This window comes from Mesorhizobium sp. WSM1293, assembly GCF_000513875.1.
GTDB classification, from domain to species: domain Bacteria; phylum Pseudomonadota; class Alphaproteobacteria; order Rhizobiales; family Rhizobiaceae; genus Mesorhizobium; species Mesorhizobium ciceri.
The window spans coordinates 508,492-525,676 of sequence record NZ_AZUV01000001.1; the positions used below are offsets into that span (position 1 = coordinate 508,492).

A 17,185-nucleotide genomic window follows, 5' to 3' on the forward strand; every position below is an offset into this window, starting at 1 on the left:
CACCTGAAGTGCGTTCCACAGGCTAGGGAAAAACTGGTCCAGAGAATTGGTCCAGATGAGCCTCAACACGAGGGCTTGCCACGGTGACCATCGGCACGGATGCCCCTCGCCGCACCCGCATCCAGCAGGAAAAGCGCGAACTCATCCTGGAGGCGGCGCTTGAGGTCTTCTCCACCAACGGCTTTCGCGGCTCGACCATCGACCAGATCGCCGAAGCCGCCGGCATGTCGAAGCCGAACCTGCTCTATTATTTCCGGCGCAAGGAAGACATCCACGAAACGCTGATGCAGCGCCTGCTCGACACCTGGCTGGCGCCACTGCGCGAACTTGACGACATTGGCGATCCCCTAACCGAACTGCGCAGCTACATCAGGCGCAAGCTGGAGATGGCGCGCGATTTTCCGCGCGAGAGCCGGCTGTTCGCCAACGAGATCCTGCAAGGCGCGCCGCGCATCATGCCGCTGCTGGCGGGCGAACTGAAAACGCTGGTCGACGAGAAGGCCGCCGTCATCAAGGGCTGGATGCGCGCCGGCAAGATCGCCAAGACCGACCCGTGGCACCTGATCTTCTCGATCTGGGCGACGACGCAGCATTATGCCGATTTCGACGTCCAGGTCCGCGCCGTGCTCGGACCGAACCGCGGCGGCGACGGCCGCTTCGAGGATGCGGCAAGATTTCTCGAGCAGTTGTTCCTCGATGGGCTGAAGCCGAAGGGCTAAATGGTTTCGTCATTCTAGGGCGAAGCAAGGAGCGAAGCGACGCGGCGCAGACCCTAGAATCCATGCCGCGACTTCAACGCGCCGCAAAGGTCCAAATTCTGCTCCGTAGTACTCTTCGGCAAACGTCCCGGCATGGATCCTCGGGTCTCCGCGTCCGCTTCGCCCGTGGATGACGAAGCCGAGGGGGACGCCAGCCAACCTCAGGCGCTGCGCCGCTCGGCCGGCAGCGCGTCCAGCAATGCCTGCAGCTTGGCGATCGAATTCTGCTCGGCTAACGGCGTGTAGACGATCAGCTTCATGTCCGAGCCGTCGCCGATCGACAGGCTCATATGCTCGAAGGTCATGGCGCCCGCGCTCGGGTGCCGGACATGTTTCACCCCCGACAACCGATGCGCGACGTCGCGCTGCGGCCACCAGGCACGAAATTCGGGGCTCGAACGGGTCATCAACTCGATCAGCCGCTCGAAATCCGGATCGCCGACATAGCGGGCGCTCGCGGCCCGGAACGAGGCCAGCACGGTGCGCGCCAGTTGCTCCCAGTCAACCAGCAGGTGCCGGTGATGCGGGCTCGTGAACACCATGTGGACGATGTTGCGGGCGTCACCCTCCAGCAGACCATAATCGCCGAACACCGCCACCGCCGCCGGGTTCCAGGCCAGCACGTCCCAGCGCCGCCCGACGACATAGGCCGGCTGCAGCACCAGGCTCTGCAGCATGTGCAGCAACGGGCCATCGACCTTTTCCGGCGCTACGGCACGGCGCTCCGGCTGCTGGCGGTCGGCGAGGATGAACAGATGCTGTTTTTCGGCGGCGTCGAGGCGCAGTGCTTCGGCGAGCGCCGTCAGCACCTCGACCGAGGGCCTGACCTCCCGCCCCTGCTCCAGCCATGTGTACCAGGTCGTGCCGACACCGGCGATCATCGCCACCTCCTCGCGGCGCAAGCCCGGCGTACGTCGCCTGAGACCGATGGCGATGCCTGCGGCCGAGGGCGTCAGCCTTTCGCGGCGCGAGCGCAGGAAGGCGCCGAGTTCGCGCCGGCGGCTGTCTTCAGCCGAACGTGTGGGGGCCGCGTGAGGTTGGGACTCCATGCGCGTATTATAGCAGTATTGATACCAGGATAAAGTTTGAACTGTTTGGCCAGCGCCAACTGCCCCATCTTCCGTTCAGAGCAACAGAACGGAGGCTCTGAACATGGAACTCAAAGACAAGACGATCCTCATCACCGGCTCGACAGACGGCGTCGGCCGCGTTGTCGCGCAACGGCTCGGCGCCGCGGGCGCCCGTGTGCTGGTGCACGGCCGCGATGCAACGCGCGGCAAGGCTGTTGTCACCGAGATCGAAGCCGCCGGCGGCAAGGCCGAGCTTCTGGTCGCCGACCTCTCTTCGCTGGCCGAGGTGCGCCACCTCGCCGAGGCGGTGCGCGCCCGGACGAACCGGCTGGACATCCTCATCAACAATGCCGGCATCGGCACAGCGGGCCAAGGTGCCAAAAGGCAGGTGAGTGCCGACGGCTATGAACTGCGCTTCGCGGTCAACTATCTCGCCGGTTTCCTGCTGACATCGGAGCTCCTGCCATTGCTGAAGGCCAGTGCGCCGGCGCGCATCGTCAATGTCGCCTCTGCGGGGCAGCAGGCGATCGACTTCAGCGATGTCATGCTGACCCGCTCCTATGACGGGGTGCGCGCTTATTGCCAGAGCAAGCTGGCGCAGATTCTGTTCACCGTCGATTTGGCCGAACAGTTGAAAGGCACCGGCGTCACCGTCAACGCATTGCATCCGGCGAGCTACATGAACACAACCATGGTCCGGCAGGCCGGGGTGACGCCGTGGAGTTCGGTCGAGACCGGTGCCGACGCCATCCTCAATCTCGCCACCTCACCCACGCTCAACGGGAAAAGCGGCCTCTATTTCGACGGCCTGCGGGAATCCCGCGCCGATGCTCAGGCCTACGACGCCAAGGCAAGGCAACAGCTGAGAAGCTTGAGCCTCGACCTCATCGGCCCGGCCTCCCCCACATCGAAGGAACAGCATTGATGACCAAGGCAATCCAACACACCGTCATCATCGGCGGCTCGTCCGGCATCGGGCTGGCGACGGCGCGCAAACTGCTTGGCCCGGACATGAAGGTAACCATCACCGGCCGCAACGAGGACAAGCTGAAGAGCGCTTGGAAGAGCCTTGGCGGTGCTGCCGAGAAGGCCGCTTTCGACGCGTCGAAGCCGGATGAGGTCCGTCAATTCTTCGAGCGCCTCGGCCCCTTTGATCACTTGGTGCTGGCGGCCAGCGGCGGCAAGGGCCTCGGCCCGTTCCCGGCGCTTGACCTGAGTGACATCGGCAGTGGCGTGGAGGAAAAGGTCCGCCCGCAGCTGTCCTGCCTGCAGGCCGCCTTGCCGACACTCAACAAGGCCGGATCGGTCACCTTCATCTCGGCGGTGTCGGCGCAGCTCGCAACGCCCGGCGTCGCCGGTATCGCCGCCATCAACGGCATGCTGTTGACCGTGGTGCCGATCCTGGCGATGGAGTTGAAACCGCTGCGCGTCAATGTCGTGGCGCCAGGCGTCATCGACACGCCCTGGTGGGACTTTCTGGCCGAGGAGCAGAGGCAGGCGCTGTTTGCCGACTATGCCGGCAGGACCCCGGTTGGCCGCATCGGTCGCGCCGAAGACGTCGCCGCGGCAATAGCCTTCCTCGTCTCCAACGGCTTCATGACCGGTCAGGTGCTGACCTGCGACGGCGGACTGCGATTTGCGGCGTAGCGTTCATCGGGCGCCGACAGGCTTTCACCCTCAATTGGCTCTCTTTGGATCACCCCGCACGCTCTTTTCGCCGGGGCTGTCACCGCCCGGTCTCACCGCAGCGGGCTTTTCCGGAACGTAGGAATAATCAGGCGTATCAGCCCCATACATCTTGTTGTCGATCGCCTCTTGCCAGCTGAAATCCGCGTCGGACGGTGAAACGTCGGCAATGTCATGGCGGGAGGAGCGAGAGTGCAGCCAGTTCGGGGTGATCTCTCGGACCAATTGTGCAAAGCGTCCCATCGAAACCGTTCCTTTCCTTGCCCTTTCCAGGAGGCGCGATCGCGGTTGCGTCGGCTGGATCTAAAGTTGACCTCTCAGCCAGGCCAGCGTCTCGACAACATCGGCAAGCCCGTACCGCGCTACGGTGTGCGCTGGTGGTTTGACGCGTATCGATATGCCGCCGGCATCATTGACGGCCTCAAAACCGTTTTCATCCGACGTGTCGTCGCCCAGGAAGACCGGGCGACGGCCCGTGAATGGCGCAATTTCCATGAAACGCCGGATCGCGGCGCCCTTGGCGGCCTCGAGCGGCAGCAGTTCCACACCGGCATTGCCGGGAACCACCCGGTAGCCCTTTGGCAGCGTGGCCAGCGCCTGCTCGACCAGCTGCGTCGCGCGCGGAAGCAGATGCGGGGCGGCGCGCGTGTGGATGGCCAGCACCCGTCCTTTGCGCTCGATATAGGCGCCACGACCGAGCTCGGCCTCGATCTCGTCGGCAAGCGCAGAAATATCCGCCGGCTCATCCGCGACTTCGACGTCGTCGTTCGGTAGGAGCCGATGTTCCAGGCCATAGAGCCCGGCGGCGCGCAGCTTCAAAGGCTGAAACAGATGATCGACAGCCGCGACGGAACGGCCTGTTATGAAGGCCAATGCCCCGTTCAGCTTGCGATCCAGGCCTTGCAGCAAGGAGCGGAGCTCGTCGCTGACCGAGACGGCGTCCGGGTGTTCGGCATGTTCCAGCAGGGTTCCGTCGATGTCGAGGAACAACGCCCATTCGCCGGTCAGCACAGTGTGCGGTTTCTCCATGACGGCCTGCGGCTTGTGCAGGGTCTCGCCAACAATATTTTGCAGCGCATCGCTCATGACATCGCCACCCGTCTGCGCTCAAAAATGGAGACGACATTGTCGACGCTGGGCGGCGGGTCGCTGACGGCACCGGTCACCCGATCGAGGTCCCCGCGCTTGCGCAAACGTGCCGCATCCAGAAGCATGCTGCCGGCCCAGCGATAGACATTGTTGTTGCGGATTGTCTCGCGCATGGGGCGCATGCGCTCGCGCTGTTCTTCGGGCGACATGGTCAGTGCCTGCAACAGCGCTCCGCTCATCATGGCGGCATCGTAAGGGTTGACGATAAGCGCCTCCAGCAATTCACGCGAGGCGCCGGCGAATGTGCTGAGCATCAAAACGCCCTGCTCGTCGTCGCGCGCGGCGACGAATTCCTTTGCGACGAGGTTCATGCCGTCATGCAGGCTGGTGACCATGCATATGTCGGCGGCCCGATAGATCTCGTAGACCTGTTCTTGCGAGTGATGTTCGGCCACCATGATCACCGGCCTGTAGCCCTCACTGCCATAACGCCGGTTGAGCTCTTCGGCATAACGGTGGCACTCGTCATGGAGCAGCTTGTAGGCAGGCAGCGTGCCGCGGCTGGGTGCCGCGATCTGCAGGAAGACCAGTTTTCCGATCCACTCAGGCTGTCGCTTGAACAATTCGTTCAAAGCGTGAAACCGATCGAGAATGCCCTTGGTATAATCGAGGCGCTCGACCCCGACGGCCAGCTTCACATCCGCTTTAAGGCCGAACCTCTCGCGCATGCGAGCGCGGCAATCGTCGACAGCGGGAAGTTTCGCCAGCAGGTCCGCCGGCCATTCTATCGAGATCGGATAGGCGTGCACCAATGTGGTCCGTCCGCCGTAGGAGATGGCCGCATCGGCCCGCTCGATGCGGCTTTCCAGGAAGCGATCGACGCTTTCGGTGAAATTGTTGGCATGGAACTGGGTGTGGAAGCCGATGATCGAGCTGCCGAGCAGGCCTTCGAGGATGCGTTCACGCCATGGGCAGATGCTGTACACTTCCGAATTTGGCCAGGGGATGTGCCAGAAAGTGATGACGATCGCCTCCGGCAGGCGCTCGCGGATCATGCGCGGCAGCAGCGCGAAATGGTAATCCTGAACCAGCACGATCGGCCGCTCGTTGCGCGCCTCGGCAACCACGGTATCTGCAAACTTCCGGTTGACGGCTTCATAGGCAGCCCAGTCGGAGGCGCGAAAAATCGGCCGGGTGAAGGCGATATGGCAAAGCGGCCAAAGGCCCTCATTGGCGAAACCGAGATAATAGCCCTGATGCTCTTCCTCCGTCAGCCAGACCCGGCGCAGCGTGTAGGACGGGTTGCCAGGCGGCACCTGCACACGATCGTGGTCGTCGACGGTGAGGCGGTCCGCCGTCCCGCCGCCATAGGCGATCCAGGTGCCGGCACAGGCGCGGGTGATCGGCTCGAGCGCCGACACCAGCCCGCTGGCCGGGACGAGCAACTCGACGCCGTCGTCCTTCACCTCGACGCCGTCGTCCTTCACATTGTGGATGTACGGCTCGCGATTGGACACCACGATAACCTGCGCATCGGGCAGATCGTCGGCCAGGATCTTGCGCAATGTTTCGGGCGACCAGGTCACCAGCGCGGCATCGGCCGATTGGCCGTTCTTTTCGAACTCCCGTATCACCTTGCGCGCGGCCTCCGCCGCCACATCTTCGCCTGCCGTATGTGGGACGGCAGGAGGATGACGGCGACGGTGCCGCGATATGGAGAGGAATACGGCAAGAGCGGAAAAACCGAGGCTCGCGAAAATCAGAACCCAGAGCAGGTCCGCACCGTAGTTTGTCATTGAACGTCAACTCACCCCGGCCGTCGGCGACCGTTTGTTCGTGTTTCCCGTTTGAAACGGTCCGCCGGCCACGTGGTCGGCGTTCGGACCAGTGTTTTTGCAACGCACAAGGCCTGGATCGGTTCCGCCAATTTTGTTCGGATCATGTTCTTACTATGAGCGGCACCAGCCCTTCATGGCGGTCGGCCAGGAAAGCGACGACCCGGTCGCCGACGCGCTGGAAGGTGAGATCGACGACCCGGTCGCCGACGCCCAGGTGCCGCAGTGTCAGCGTGTCGATGCCGATCGGCAGCCTGGGGCGGCCAACGCGAATCTCACCCTCCCAGCCGTCGATCTCCAGGCCAAGACAGGCCTGCATCAACATGAAAGCCGAGCCCGCCGACCACGCTTGCGGCAGGCAGGCGACGGGATAGGCGATGGGTGCTTCGCCCGGCGCACGTGTAAAACCGCAGAACAGTTCGGGCAGCCGCATGTTGAAATGGACCGCGGATTCGAACGTGCCGCTCATCAGGCGAACCACGCTTTCGCGCTCGCCATAGCGCGCCAGCCCGGCACCGCAAAGGGCGGTATCGTGCGGCCAGATCGAGCCATTGTGGTACGACATCGGATTGAAGAACACGGCATCGTCGGCGAGCGTCCGCAGTCCCCAGCCCGAATGGAAGGAGGCGGAAAGCAGCTGGTCAGCCACCATCTGGGCCCGCGCAGGCTCAGGCAATCCGACAAAGAGCAGATGCCCCGCATTCGAGGTCCGCACCTTGCAGGGCTCGCCGGCACCGTCGATTGCCAGCGCATAGAAGCCGAGATCGTCAAGCCAGAAATCCCGTTCCACGGCAACCCGCATCGCTTCGGCGCGATCATCCCAGTGGTCGGCCCTGTCGTTCTCGCCCCGGCGACGGGCAAGTGCCGCCAGCCCCCGGAAGGCGGCAAAGACATAGCCCTGCACTTCGACAAGGGCGATCGGGCCCTTGGGAATGCGGCCATCGGCATGGAAGACCGAATCGAAACTGTCCTTCCATCCCTGGTTGGCGAGGCCGGACTCGGCCGCTCGCTGGTAAGTCACGAATCCGGTCTCCCGGCCCGCCTCCTCCGTCCATTCGGCCGCGGCGCACAGCGACGGCCACAGGCCGTCGATGAACGCCATGTCACCGGTACGATCGGCGTAGGCACAGGCAAGGTAGATGTAGAGCGGTGTCGTATCGACGCCACCGTAGTAGCGGCCAAAGGGAAGCTCCCGCAGCGCCACCATTTCGCCCTTGCGGGTCTCGTGCATGATCTTGCCCGGCTGCGAATCGCTGAACGGCGATGTCTCGGTCGCCTGATGCTGGGCCAGAAAGGCCAGCACGCCCCGCGCCAGGCCCGGATTGAGCCACAGCATCTGCAGCGCCGAGATGACGCCGTCGCGGCCGAACGCCGTCGAGAACCAGGGGATGCCGGCATAGGGATAGGGGCCGGTCGCCAGCTCGGTGGTCAGCAGCGCGACATCGGCGCGAGCGCGCTCGACCCAGTCGTTGAAGACACGGCCCGAGCTGCGCACCGTCGCGCCATGGCGACGTTTGGCCCGCATGCCAAAACGGGCGCGGGCGGCAGCGGCGCGGAACCGGTCGCGGTCGGGCTTGTCGGCCACCTCGGGACCGACCTCGACATAAAGCACCTTCCTGCTGCGCTTGGTCACGGCGATCAGGAAATCGGCACGGTTGGCACTCAGTTGGTCCGGCGCCTGCGAGAACGATATCGCCGAGAGGCGGGCCAGGCCATCGAGCCCATCATAGCGCAGCAGGACCGACGTCGCGTTTGTTTCGGCGGCATGGGCCAGCCCGCGCTTCGGCCGTGTCGAGCCACGCACTTCGAACATGTCGCGGAAATCGGCGGAATAGTGCAGGGAAACGCTGATCGTCGAGTGTTCCCGGCTGTAATTGGAAAGGGTGATGCGTTCAAACAGCCTGTCCTGCCAAAGCAGTCTGACGCGTTCGATGTGAATGGCTCCCTGCGGGATGTCGCGTCCACCGGCGCTCTGTATCGGCAGATTGGTCAAATTGGTGGTGAACAGCACATTGTCCTGGCTGAGCGAGGCGCCGAGCAGAGATGTCTGCCTGCCGCCGACGGTCAGCCGGAACTCGGAAAGAACCCGCGTGTCGTCGCGAAAGAAACCGTCGCCGGCGCCACGTATGTCGCCATAGGCGTCGGCAACGGCGAAGCAATCGCCCTGCTTGAGCGCAAACAACCGATGCGGCTCGCGAGGGGCGGTGGCGTCGAGCGATGCAAGCGCGACCGCAGGATCGAGCTGGCGCTCATCGAGTTGGGCCATTCGTCAAAGATCCCTGTTGTTTCGTTGCCGTGGCTCGTGCACGTCGCTGCTCAAGACGCCTTCGCCGTGCTCGGGACGCCGATCAGGCCCGCATAGGCGGCCAGATAGTCGCCGGCCATTCTCCTGGCGGAGAACCGCTTTTCGAAAACGGCCCTCACCTTTCGCCTGTCGAGTTGCAGCAAGTCCGGCACCGCAGCGACCGCGCTATCCATTGTGTCAGCGATAAAACCGGTGACGCCTTGATCGATGATCTCCGGCAGCGCACCGCAATTCCAGCCGATGACCGGTGTACCGCAGGCCATTGCCTCGATAGCGGCAAGGCCGAACGGCTCCGGCCAGTCGATCGGGAACAGCAGGCCTGCCGCCTTGCCGAGAAATTTCGCCTTCTGGTTTTCCTCGATCTCACCGACATAGACAACGCGATCGCCATCGATCAAAGGCTCGACCACCTCACGGAAATAGGCGCGATCGTCGTCGCCGATCTTTGCCGCGAGCTTGAGCTTGAGCCCCGAACGCAAGGCGATCTCGATGGCGCGATCCGGGCGCTTGTCGCGTGAGAACCGGCCGAGGAAGGCAAGGTAGGGTTCTTCGGCGGCCGTCTCGAACGTCGGTTCGTAGAGAGCAGTCGGCAATCCGTGATGGATCGTCGCCAACCAGTTGGCGTTGGCAAGGCCCGCCTTCTGGCTGTGCGAAATGGAAATCAGGGGAAAGCGCGGGAACCGTTCATAGGCCGGCGCCAGGTCGACATAATCCAGGCGGCCATGCGGCGTCGTCACCGTCCGCTCCGCAATATCCTCAAAGAAGGAAAAGTGCAGGAAGTGGCTGAGGTGGAAGTGGATGACGTCGAACTCCGACGCCCGTTCCCTCACCTGCGCAAGCATCGAAAGATGCGCCGCGATCTCGGATTTGAGCGGACGCGGATCGAGGCGCAACGCGCGTTCCCGGCTGGGTACCAGCTTCGCGGAGGTCTGGCTGTCGCCACTGGCAAACAGCGTCACCTCATGCCCCAGATCGACCAGCGCTTCGGTCAGATACGAGACGATGCGCTCGGTGCCGCCATAGAGCCTTGGCGGCACCGATTCATAAAGCGGCGCGACATGGGCGATTTTCATATTTCATCCTGGATGCTGGGCATGCAGGTGTGAAATGCGTCAACGGCTCGATTGGTTCCGATTTTATGGTCGAGCCGTCGGCACCAGAGGCCGCAGTCGGCATGGAACTGTGCGTCAAACGGATTGCGCGATCAGGGTCAGAAAGCCACCGCTCAGGGCAACATTCCCGACGAAGCCATTGATGCGGGACGCACGGTCCGGACCCTGATGGTCCCAGAAATTGTGGAACATCGGCGTGGCGACGATGAGGAACAGCAGCAGCACCGTGGCCGCGAGTGCCGTCCACAATCCTGCGATGACCAGCACACCGGCGGCGACCTGAAGCACGATACCAGTCCACAGTGCCAACCGCGCCTGCGGCACACCGCGCGCGGCCATTAGCTGGGTCAGGAAGGCCGCGTTCTGGATGTTGCGCAGGCCGGCGAAAACGAAGGCGCCGCCGAGCAGCAGGCGAGCGAGAAACAACAAGGTCGAAGGCAAATCCGCAGGCATCAAACTCTCCCCTTTAAAGGTTCAAGGCAGTGGGAGCGCGCTCTCTACGGCGCTCCCAACATGATTGGACAATCAGGCAGCCTTGGCCGCCGGCATCGGATGTATGGCCTGGAACGGGATGCACAGCCGGTTCCAGGTGTTGATCATGCCGAGCGCAACGGACAGCTTGACCAGCTCCTCTTCTGAGAAATGCTCCAGCGTACGTGCATAAAGTTCGTCCGGCACGCCATTGCTGGCGATCAGGGTGACGGCTTCGGTCCAGGCCAAAGCCGCGCGTTCACGCTCCGAGAACAGCGGCGATTCCTTCCAGGCTGAAACCAGATAGAGCCGCTGCTCGGTCTCGCCGTCGCGCCTGGCCTCGCGGCTGTGCATCTCGACGCAGAACGAGCAGCCATTGATCTGCGAAGCCCTGAGTTTGATCAGGTGCAGCAGGCTCACCTCGAGCCCGCATTCGTCCACCGCCTTGTTGAGCGCCGACACCGCCTTCATGATCTCCGGCGCTTTGGCGAAAAATTGCAGCCTCTGTTTCATCGTCTTGTCCTTTCACGTCTGCTTGGGTTTTGAGGTTTTGGGGTTAACTGGATTTCTGCGGCCGCTGGTGGCGCTCGACAAAGGCGCAGCTCGCAGCAAGCGACCTGGGATCGCCTTCTGCCGCGTAGGTGGCCACGATATCGGACAGCTTGGTCTCGGCGAGCGCGGCGCGATAGGCGCGTTCGGCCTTCAGCATCGCGGCGTTGATGCCGCAGGGTTTCACATAGGCCAACGCATCGAGCTTCACCGGACCGCGCTGGCGGATCTCGCCGCAGCGGAAGGCCGGCTCGCGGCCCTCGACGGCCAGCACGATGTCGAGCAGCGTGATGCGCTCGGCTGGCCGCGCCAGCCGATAGCCACCGGCAGGCCCGGGCACCGATTCCAGGACGCGCGCCGCGCTCAGCATGTTGAGATGCTTGAGCAGATAGCTCGGCGAAAGGCCAAAGGCCTCGGCGAGAGCGGCGCCCGGCATGGTGCTATTGCCTTCCACACTGGCCAGCGTGGCGGCGCAATGGATGGCTGCTTCAACACCCTCGCCCAGCTTCATCGAACAGGTTCCTTATTCATGGATACATACTATCGTGGATAATTCTTATCTGCAATAGGAAAATGAAAAACGGCGCTCGAAAGCGCCGATTTTCTCTTGGGGGTAGTTCCTACTCCGCAGCCACCTTGGCCATCGGGTTGTTCGGGTGCGTGGTCCAGTTGGCGTAGACCGGCGATACCGGCCTGCCGGTGCGCTGGTCCATCACACCGGCTGCCAGCGGCTCCATGGTAATGCAGTTCTCGACCGGGCAGACATTGACGCAGAGATTGCAGCCGACACACTCGGCATCGATGACCTCGAAGTGCCTGACGCCGTCGACCATGCTGGTGATCGCCTGGTGCGAAGTGTCCTCGCAGGCGATGTGGCAGCGGCCGCACTTGATGCAGGCATCCTGGTCGATATGCGCCTTGGCGACGTAGTTCAGGTTGAGATACTGCCAATCGGTGACATTGGGCGTGGCGCGGCCGACGATGTCGTCGAGCGAGGCGTGCCCCTTCTCGTCCATCCAGTTTTCCAGGCCCGCGATCATCTCCTGCACGATCTTGAAGCCGTAGGTCATCGCCGCCGTGCAGACCTGCACATTGCCGGCGCCGAGCGCCATGAATTCGGCCGCGTCACGCCAGGTGGTGATGCCGCCGATGCCGGAGATCGGCAGGCCCTGCGTTTCCGGATCGCGCGCGATCTCGGCCACCATGTTCATGGCGATCGGCTTTACCGCCGGCCCGCAATAGCCGCCATGCGAGCCCTTGCCGTCGATGGTCGGCTGCGGCGCGAAGCTGTCGAGATCGACACCAGTGATCGAATTGATGGTGTTGATCAGCGACACCGCGTCGGTGCCGCCGGCATGTGCTGCGCGCGCGGGCTTGCGCACATCGGTGATGTTGGGCGTCAGCTTGGTGATGACGGGCATACGGGTGTTCTGCTTGCACCAGCGCACTACCATTTCGATATATTCCGGCACCTGGCCGACGGCGGCGCCCATGCCGCGTTCCGACATGCCGTGCGGACAGCCGAAATTGAGCTCGATGCCGTCGGCTTCGGTCTCCTCGACCACCGGCAGGATCGCCTTCCAGGCTTCCTCGACGCAGGGCACCATCAGCGAGACGACGATGGCGCGGTCGGGCCAGTCCTTCTTGACCTGCTTGATCTCGCGCAAATTGACCTGCAGGTCGCGGTCGGTGATCAGTTCGATGTTGTTGAGGCCGAGCAGGCGGCGGTCGGCGCCCCAGATCGCGCCGTAGCGCGGACCGTTGACGTTGACCACCGGTGGGCCCTCCTCGCCCAGCGTCTTCCACACCACGCCGCCCCAGCCGGCCTTGAAGGCGCGGATGACGTTGTAGGCCTTGTCGGTCGGCGGCGCCGAGGCCAGCCAGAACGGATTGGGCGACTTGATGCCGACGAAATTGTTTCTGATATCCGCCATGCTCATGCCCTCCCGTTCGAGGTCAGTGCCCGATTGATGCTCTCCGCAGCGTCGCGTCCCTGCGCGACCGCCGAGACGGTGAGGTCGTCGCCACCGAAGATGCAGTCGCCACCGGCCCAGACCTTGGCAAGCGACGTGCGCCCTTCCGAATCCACCTTGATGCGGCCGGCTTCGAGGTCGATCGATGCACCGCTGCCGTTGAGGGCGGCCGGGACAAAACTCTGGCCAATCGCCTTGAACACCTGGTCGGCAACGAGCGTCAGCGTCTCGCCGGTGCCGGCAAGCCTGTCGCCGTTGAGGGCGGTGTATTCGAGTTCGACGGCAGTGACCTTGCCGCTCTCGGCGATCACCCGCTTCGGCTGCAGCCAGTGACGGATGCTGACGCCATTGGCAGCGGCCAGATCCTGCTCGAACTCAGACGCATTCATGTGCTCCTGGCCGCGCCGGTAGCAGATCGTCACCTCCTCGGCGCCGAGCAGCTTCGACTGTACCGCGGCGTCGATGGCCGTCATGCCGCCACCGATGACGACGACGCGGCGACCAACCGGCAGGCCGGAAAGGTCGCTGGCCTGGCGCAGCTCGGCAATGAACTCGACCGCGTTGATGACGCCGTCAGCGTCCTCGCCATCGGCACGCAGCGCATTGACACCGCCAAGGCCCATGCCGAGAAACACCGCGTCGTAATTGCGGATCAGATCCGACAGCTGATAGTCGCGGCCGAGCGCCTTGCCGTTCTGGATGTCGATACCGCCGATCGCGGTCACGTAGTCGACTTCGGCCTGGGCGAAATCGTCGACGCTCTTGTAGGCGGCGATGCCGTATTCGTTGAGGCCGCCGGCCTTCGCGCGCGCCTCCAGGATGGTCACGTCATGGCCGTGGCGGGCGAGCCGGTGCGCGGCGGCAAGGCCGGCCGGCCCGGCGCCGACCACGGCGACCGTCTTGCCGGTCGGCTCGGCGCGCGGATAAAACTGCTTGTTCTCGCCCATGGCGACGTCGGTGGCGTAGCGCTGCAGGCGGCCGATCTGCACCGGCTTGCCTTCCGCCACCTCGCGCACGCAGACTTCCTCGCACAGCGTCTCGGTCGGGCAGACGCGGGCGCATATGCCGCCCAATATGTTCTGGTCGAAGATGGTCTTGGCCGAACCGATCGGATTGCCGGTCGAGATCTGGCGGATGAACAGCGGAATGTCGATCGAGGTCGGGCATGCATTCATGCACGGCGCGTCGTAGCAGAAATAGCAGCGATCGGATTCGACCAGCGCCTCGTGGTGATCGAGCGGCGGATGCAGGTCGGAAAAATTATCCGCATACTGGTCGGCCGAGAGCCTGCCGCCCGCTATGCCTTCCCTGAATTGGCCTTCTGGCATCGTCAGTTCCCCATGTTTTCTTTTGGAGAAGGCTAGCACGTTTTATTTTTTTATCAATTGGTCAATTTTCGACGCAAGTCACTGAAAAGGCTCGGCAATAACATGATTTTTTTACTCATATTATTGCGACTGCGGTCGGGCTTGCAGTGCGAGCGAAAGGCCAGGCTCAAGCTTGCGGCCATGGATGGCCCTGACCTCCTGCGCCACCAATTCCTGCAATCGCCACAGATTGCGGTCGCGGATGCCGAATGCTTCGAGATGGCTGACCGTGTTGTAGAGATATTCGGCGCCGGATCCGATATGCCCGCAGGCTCTGGCCAGCACGCTCGCCACTCTGTCCAGCGGCTGGTTCAGCGACGTTCCCCTGCCCTTCACGCCGACCCAGAAGCCGAGCGCGCGCAGCTTACCCTGCGGCGTATGCACCGGCAGCCAGCGGACCGTCTCGATGCTTTCATGGTCGCTGATCTCGCGCCGCAACAGCCTTTCGATCTGCGCCGGCTTCTCACCCTCCGGCAAGCGATAGATCACGCCGTTGCAGCGCCCGCCCCGCTCGAGCGCCATCATCAACCCAGGCTGCTCGGCGCTGCCGCGCCAGCGCACCATGTCGAGGCAGAAGGAGCGGTGCCAGCCGAAGGCCGTGGCGAGCTGTTGCTCGACCGACTCGAATTCCGGCTTCCAGATCAACGACCCATAGGCGAACACCCATAACGGTCCCTCATCGGCTTCATTGGACAGTCGCAAGGCGAGGGTTCGAAAGTCCTCGTCGTTCATGTCTGTCCAGCTCGGGTCCGGACCGGGATCGGCCTCTTCCCGATGGCACAGTGCGACAAGCTCGGGCGTGAGCGACATCAAGCGCATGGACGACAACCCCTCATCACCGCAGAGAAATCGAAAACCGCTGGATGCGCAATCAGGGAACGCTTGGCACACACACCCATTGTTGTCCGGGCGGTGTCGGATTTCCGTCGTGAGGATCGTCCTATGATGGACGACGATCGATTCATGAAAGGTGAGGAGACCGAAAATGCCAAAAACCCCGATGCCCTTCTTCTGGTACGAATTGATGACATCAGATCTCGACGCCGCCGAGGCGTTCTACACCCAAGTGGTCGGCTGGACGGCGCAGCCCTTCGATAAGGCACCCGGCATGCCGCGCTACATCGTCATGAATGTCGGCGAACGTGGCGTCGGCGGCCTGATGACCTTGCCCGAGGATGCCGCCAAGATGGGCATGCCGCCTGCCTGGCTCGGCTATATCCACACCAGGGATGTCGATGCCGCAACTGCATCGCTGGAGAAAGCCGGCGGCACCGTTCACCGCCAGCCCGACGACATTCCGGGCGTCGGCCGCTTTGCCGTCGTCGCCGATCCGCAAGGCGCGACCTTCATGTTCCTGCAGCCGAACGGTCCCGACCAGCCTGTCGTGCCGGCCAGCACGCCGGGCCACATCGGCTGGCACGAGCTTTACACGTCGGACTGGAAAGCCGCGTTCGATTTCTATTCCGACCAGTTCGGCTGGGTCGACGCCGGCGATTTCGACATGGGCCCGATGGGCACGTACCAGACTTTTACGGCCGGCCCCGAATCCGGCGGCGGCATCATGAACAAGCCCGCGCAGATCCCGGTCCCGGTCTGGCAATTCTACTTCAACGTTGCGGCCATCGACGCGGCGGCCAAACGGGTCACCGACAATGGCGGCAAGATCCTGATGGGGCCGATGGAGGTCCCCGGCGGCAGTTGGATCGTGCAGTGCCAGGACCCGCAAGGCGCACACTTCGCCTTGATGGCGCCAGTCCGCTGACGGCGATCGAACACCGCCGACACAAAGTGCGGGCCTTCATCGGACCACCGATGAAGGCCTCTCCCCCCTGCCTGGCGCCGCCTCATTCCGGCGCCAGCACCGCAACCTTCAACTCAGCTTTTTTCGCGCCGCTGAACTGAACGGTGGCCGGGCCGGGCGCAAGCTTGAAGCGCACGCTCTTGCGGATGCCAGGGCATGTTTTCACGCCACTGTAGCCCGCCGACTTGATGGCCTGGCCATCCTGGATGACATCGATCCAGGCCTCCCCCGAGAGACTTATCTGGATGGCTCCCTCGGATGGCACCTCCACGCTGGCGACGGCCCCGAAACTGTCTGATGCCGGCGCACGTTCGGGCGCTACCGCAAAACCGGCTTTCTCTACCGGCACCAGCGCCAGGTCCGCAGCCGCACCAACCGCCAGTGCCGCTCCGGACGGCGTTGCCGGTGCCGCGGCAAACAGGGTCTGCTCCCGCGTCACGGGCCACTTGAAGGCCTCACAGCCGGCGTCCTCGGCCATGGCAAAGCTGGTGCCTGCAAGAATTGCGAAGAGGCTGATGGCGACTTTTTTCATGGAAAGGGAACCCACATTTCTAGAGTGGCCGCACCAATACAACCGCAACGATAGAAATGCAACCCTTGCGGGAAAAATATGAAGGGTCAAGCTGGGGACATTTTCAATCACCGATTGTTGACGCCAGGCCATGGGAAGTGAATGGTCCATTCCTGGGCGATAATCTATGGCCGGACGGATTGAAAATGGAGTCATTATGAAGCTTTTCGAAAGCCTCTCCAGATACCAGCCGCAGGCGCTCGGCGTGTTGCGCATCATGACCGCGCTGCAGTTCATCGAGCATGGCAGCCAGAAACTGTTCAACTTCCCCGTCAGCGTCGATCCGCACGCCCTTTCCGGGCTGACCACGACTGCCGCCATCCTCGAATTCGCCGGCGGCATCCTGCTCGCGCTGGGCCTGTTCACGCGACCGGTGGCATTCCTTCTGGCCGGCGAAATGGCGATCGCCTATTTCATGGCGCACATGCCGCGCGACTTCTTCCCGGTCAACAATGGCGGCGATTCGGCGATCTCGTTCTGCTTCATCTTCCTCTATCTGGTGTTTGCCGGCGCCGGCGCTTTCGCGCTGGACAGCCGCCGCAGCGCCTGACGCCAGAAAGAGGATGCGGGCCTGGTGCATGTCGCCCAAAAGTGCCCG

Annotated in this window: 18 protein-coding genes; 5 read left to right on the forward strand and 13 right to left on the reverse strand. The window is 63.3% G+C overall.

Annotated elements, in window-relative coordinates; translation table 11 throughout:
- The first annotated feature begins 83 nt into the window (after nucleotides 1–83).
- Nucleotides 84–719: a TetR family transcriptional regulator C-terminal domain-containing protein gene (locus M729_RS0102560; protein WP_013530906.1), complete on the forward strand. Its 636-nt coding sequence runs from the start codon at nucleotides 84–86 to the stop codon at nucleotides 717–719.
- Between the two features lie 200 nt (nucleotides 720–919).
- Here M729_RS0102560 and M729_RS0102565 read toward each other — a convergent pair whose 3' ends face one another.
- Nucleotides 920–1,807, reverse strand: coding sequence for a helix-turn-helix transcriptional regulator (locus M729_RS0102565; RefSeq protein ID WP_027160668.1), 888 nt, complete (start codon nucleotides 1,805–1,807; stop codon nucleotides 920–922).
- A gap of 103 nt (nucleotides 1,808–1,910) precedes the next feature.
- Between M729_RS0102565 and M729_RS0102570 the strand changes: the two genes are divergently transcribed.
- Nucleotides 1,911–2,753: an SDR family oxidoreductase gene (locus M729_RS0102570; RefSeq protein ID WP_027160669.1), complete on the forward strand. Its 843-nt coding sequence runs from the start codon at nucleotides 1,911–1,913 to the stop codon at nucleotides 2,751–2,753.
- Nucleotides 2,753–3,475, forward strand: coding sequence for an SDR family oxidoreductase (locus M729_RS0102575; protein WP_013530903.1), 723 nt, complete (start codon nucleotides 2,753–2,755; stop codon nucleotides 3,473–3,475). Before M729_RS0102570 ends, M729_RS0102575 begins: the two co-directional genes overlap by 1 nt.
- Before the next feature lie 30 nt (nucleotides 3,476–3,505).
- On the opposite strand, the gene M729_RS0102580 is transcribed toward M729_RS0102575, so the two are convergent.
- The 11 genes from M729_RS0102580 to M729_RS0102630 all read right to left on the reverse strand — a co-directional run bounded on the left by M729_RS0102580 (nucleotide 3,506) and on the right by M729_RS0102630 (nucleotide 15,034).
- The gene (locus M729_RS0102580; protein ID WP_027160670.1) at nucleotides 3,506–3,757 is read right to left on the reverse strand and encodes a hypothetical protein; all 252 of its coding nucleotides are present in this window, start codon (nucleotides 3,755–3,757) and stop codon (nucleotides 3,506–3,508) included.
- Nucleotides 3,758–3,817: 60 nt separating this feature from the next.
- Nucleotides 3,818–4,600 (reverse strand): trehalose-phosphatase, encoded by a 783-nt coding sequence (otsB, locus tag M729_RS0102585; protein ID WP_084652543.1) that lies wholly within the window; start codon nucleotides 4,598–4,600, stop codon nucleotides 3,818–3,820.
- Entirely contained in the window at nucleotides 4,597–6,399 is a 1,803-nt protein-coding gene (locus tag M729_RS0102590; RefSeq protein WP_027160672.1) for a trehalose-6-phosphate synthase, read from the reverse strand. The genes otsB and M729_RS0102590 overlap by 4 nt, the downstream gene beginning before the upstream one ends.
- Nucleotides 6,400–6,541: 142 nt before the next feature.
- Nucleotides 6,542–8,704, reverse strand: coding sequence for an amylo-alpha-1,6-glucosidase (locus M729_RS0102595; protein WP_027160673.1), 2,163 nt, complete (start codon nucleotides 8,702–8,704; stop codon nucleotides 6,542–6,544).
- A gap of 50 nt (nucleotides 8,705–8,754) precedes the next feature.
- Nucleotides 8,755–9,816 carry a glycosyltransferase family 4 protein gene (locus tag M729_RS0102600; RefSeq protein ID WP_027160674.1) on the reverse strand — a complete coding sequence of 354 codons (1,062 nt, stop codon included), beginning with the start codon at nucleotides 9,814–9,816 and terminating at the stop codon, nucleotides 8,755–8,757.
- 114 nt (nucleotides 9,817–9,930) lie between these two features.
- Nucleotides 9,931–10,308: a DoxX family protein gene (locus tag M729_RS0102605; protein ID WP_013530897.1), complete on the reverse strand. Its 378-nt coding sequence runs from the start codon at nucleotides 10,306–10,308 to the stop codon at nucleotides 9,931–9,933.
- Nucleotides 10,309–10,380: 72 nt separating this feature from the next.
- On the reverse strand, nucleotides 10,381–10,839 hold the full coding sequence (locus M729_RS0102610; RefSeq protein ID WP_027160675.1) for a carboxymuconolactone decarboxylase family protein: 459 nt from the start codon (nucleotides 10,837–10,839) through the stop codon (nucleotides 10,381–10,383).
- Nucleotides 10,840–10,882: 43 nt separating this feature from the next.
- Complete coding sequence (locus tag M729_RS0102615) at nucleotides 10,883–11,386, reverse strand: Rrf2 family transcriptional regulator (RefSeq protein ID WP_027160676.1); 504 nt, start codon at nucleotides 11,384–11,386, stop codon at nucleotides 10,883–10,885.
- 109 nt (nucleotides 11,387–11,495) lie between these two features.
- Complete coding sequence (gene preA / locus M729_RS0102620; protein ID WP_027160677.1) at nucleotides 11,496–12,809, reverse strand: NAD-dependent dihydropyrimidine dehydrogenase subunit PreA; 1,314 nt, start codon at nucleotides 12,807–12,809, stop codon at nucleotides 11,496–11,498.
- A 2-nt stretch (nucleotides 12,810–12,811) separates the two neighbouring features.
- Nucleotides 12,812–14,176: an NAD(P)-dependent oxidoreductase gene (locus tag M729_RS0102625; protein WP_027160678.1), complete on the reverse strand. Its 1,365-nt coding sequence runs from the start codon at nucleotides 14,174–14,176 to the stop codon at nucleotides 12,812–12,814.
- A 120-nt stretch (nucleotides 14,177–14,296) separates the two neighbouring features.
- Complete coding sequence (locus M729_RS0102630; protein ID WP_024501513.1) at nucleotides 14,297–15,034, reverse strand: gamma-glutamylcyclotransferase; 738 nt, start codon at nucleotides 15,032–15,034, stop codon at nucleotides 14,297–14,299.
- Nucleotides 15,035–15,200: 166 nt separating this feature from the next.
- Between M729_RS0102630 and M729_RS0102635 the strand changes: the two genes are divergently transcribed.
- Nucleotides 15,201–15,977: a VOC family protein gene (locus M729_RS0102635; protein ID WP_013530891.1), complete on the forward strand. Its 777-nt coding sequence runs from the start codon at nucleotides 15,201–15,203 to the stop codon at nucleotides 15,975–15,977.
- An 82-nt stretch (nucleotides 15,978–16,059) separates the two neighbouring features.
- On the opposite strand, the gene M729_RS0102640 is transcribed toward M729_RS0102635, so the two are convergent.
- Nucleotides 16,060–16,548 (reverse strand): hypothetical protein, encoded by a 489-nt coding sequence (locus M729_RS0102640; RefSeq protein WP_084652544.1) that lies wholly within the window; start codon nucleotides 16,546–16,548, stop codon nucleotides 16,060–16,062.
- A gap of 196 nt (nucleotides 16,549–16,744) precedes the next feature.
- Between M729_RS0102640 and M729_RS0102645 the strand changes: the two genes are divergently transcribed.
- Nucleotides 16,745–17,137, forward strand: coding sequence for a DoxX family protein (locus M729_RS0102645; protein WP_013530889.1), 393 nt, complete (start codon nucleotides 16,745–16,747; stop codon nucleotides 17,135–17,137).
- Nucleotides 17,138–17,185 lie beyond the last annotated feature (48 nt).

Coding starts and splice junctions, on each gene's coding strand:
- M729_RS0102565 (WP_027160668.1), bottom strand. CDS start 1,807: ATGGAGTCCCAACCTCACGCGGCCCCCACACGTTCGGCTGAAGACAGC.
- M729_RS0102570 (WP_027160669.1), top strand. CDS start 1,911: ATGGAACTCAAAGACAAGACGATCCTCATCACCGGCTCGACAGACGGC.
- M729_RS0102575 (WP_013530903.1), top strand. CDS start 2,753: ATGACCAAGGCAATCCAACACACCGTCATCATCGGCGGCTCGTCCGGC.
- M729_RS0102580 (WP_027160670.1), bottom strand. CDS start 3,757: ATGGGACGCTTTGCACAATTGGTCCGAGAGATCACCCCGAACTGGCTG.
- otsB (WP_084652543.1), bottom strand. CDS start 4,600: ATGAGCGATGCGCTGCAAAATATTGTTGGCGAGACCCTGCACAAGCCG.
- M729_RS0102590 (WP_027160672.1), bottom strand. CDS start 6,399: ATGACAAACTACGGTGCGGACCTGCTCTGGGTTCTGATTTTCGCGAGC.
- M729_RS0102595 (WP_027160673.1), bottom strand. CDS start 8,704: ATGGCCCAACTCGATGAGCGCCAGCTCGATCCTGCGGTCGCGCTTGCA.
- M729_RS0102600 (WP_027160674.1), bottom strand. CDS start 9,816: ATGAAAATCGCCCATGTCGCGCCGCTTTATGAATCGGTGCCGCCAAGG.
- M729_RS0102605 (WP_013530897.1), bottom strand. CDS start 10,308: ATGCCTGCGGATTTGCCTTCGACCTTGTTGTTTCTCGCTCGCCTGCTG.
- M729_RS0102610 (WP_027160675.1), bottom strand. CDS start 10,839: ATGAAACAGAGGCTGCAATTTTTCGCCAAAGCGCCGGAGATCATGAAG.
- M729_RS0102615 (WP_027160676.1), bottom strand. CDS start 11,386: ATGAAGCTGGGCGAGGGTGTTGAAGCAGCCATCCATTGCGCCGCCACG.
- preA (WP_027160677.1), bottom strand. CDS start 12,809: ATGGCGGATATCAGAAACAATTTCGTCGGCATCAAGTCGCCCAATCCG.
- M729_RS0102625 (WP_027160678.1), bottom strand. CDS start 14,176: ATGCCAGAAGGCCAATTCAGGGAAGGCATAGCGGGCGGCAGGCTCTCG.
- M729_RS0102630 (WP_024501513.1), bottom strand. CDS start 15,034: ATGCGCTTGATGTCGCTCACGCCCGAGCTTGTCGCACTGTGCCATCGG.
- M729_RS0102635 (WP_013530891.1), top strand. CDS start 15,201: ATGCCAAAAACCCCGATGCCCTTCTTCTGGTACGAATTGATGACATCA.
- M729_RS0102640 (WP_084652544.1), bottom strand. CDS start 16,548: ATGAAAAAAGTCGCCATCAGCCTCTTCGCAATTCTTGCAGGCACCAGC.
- M729_RS0102645 (WP_013530889.1), top strand. CDS start 16,745: ATGAAGCTTTTCGAAAGCCTCTCCAGATACCAGCCGCAGGCGCTCGGC.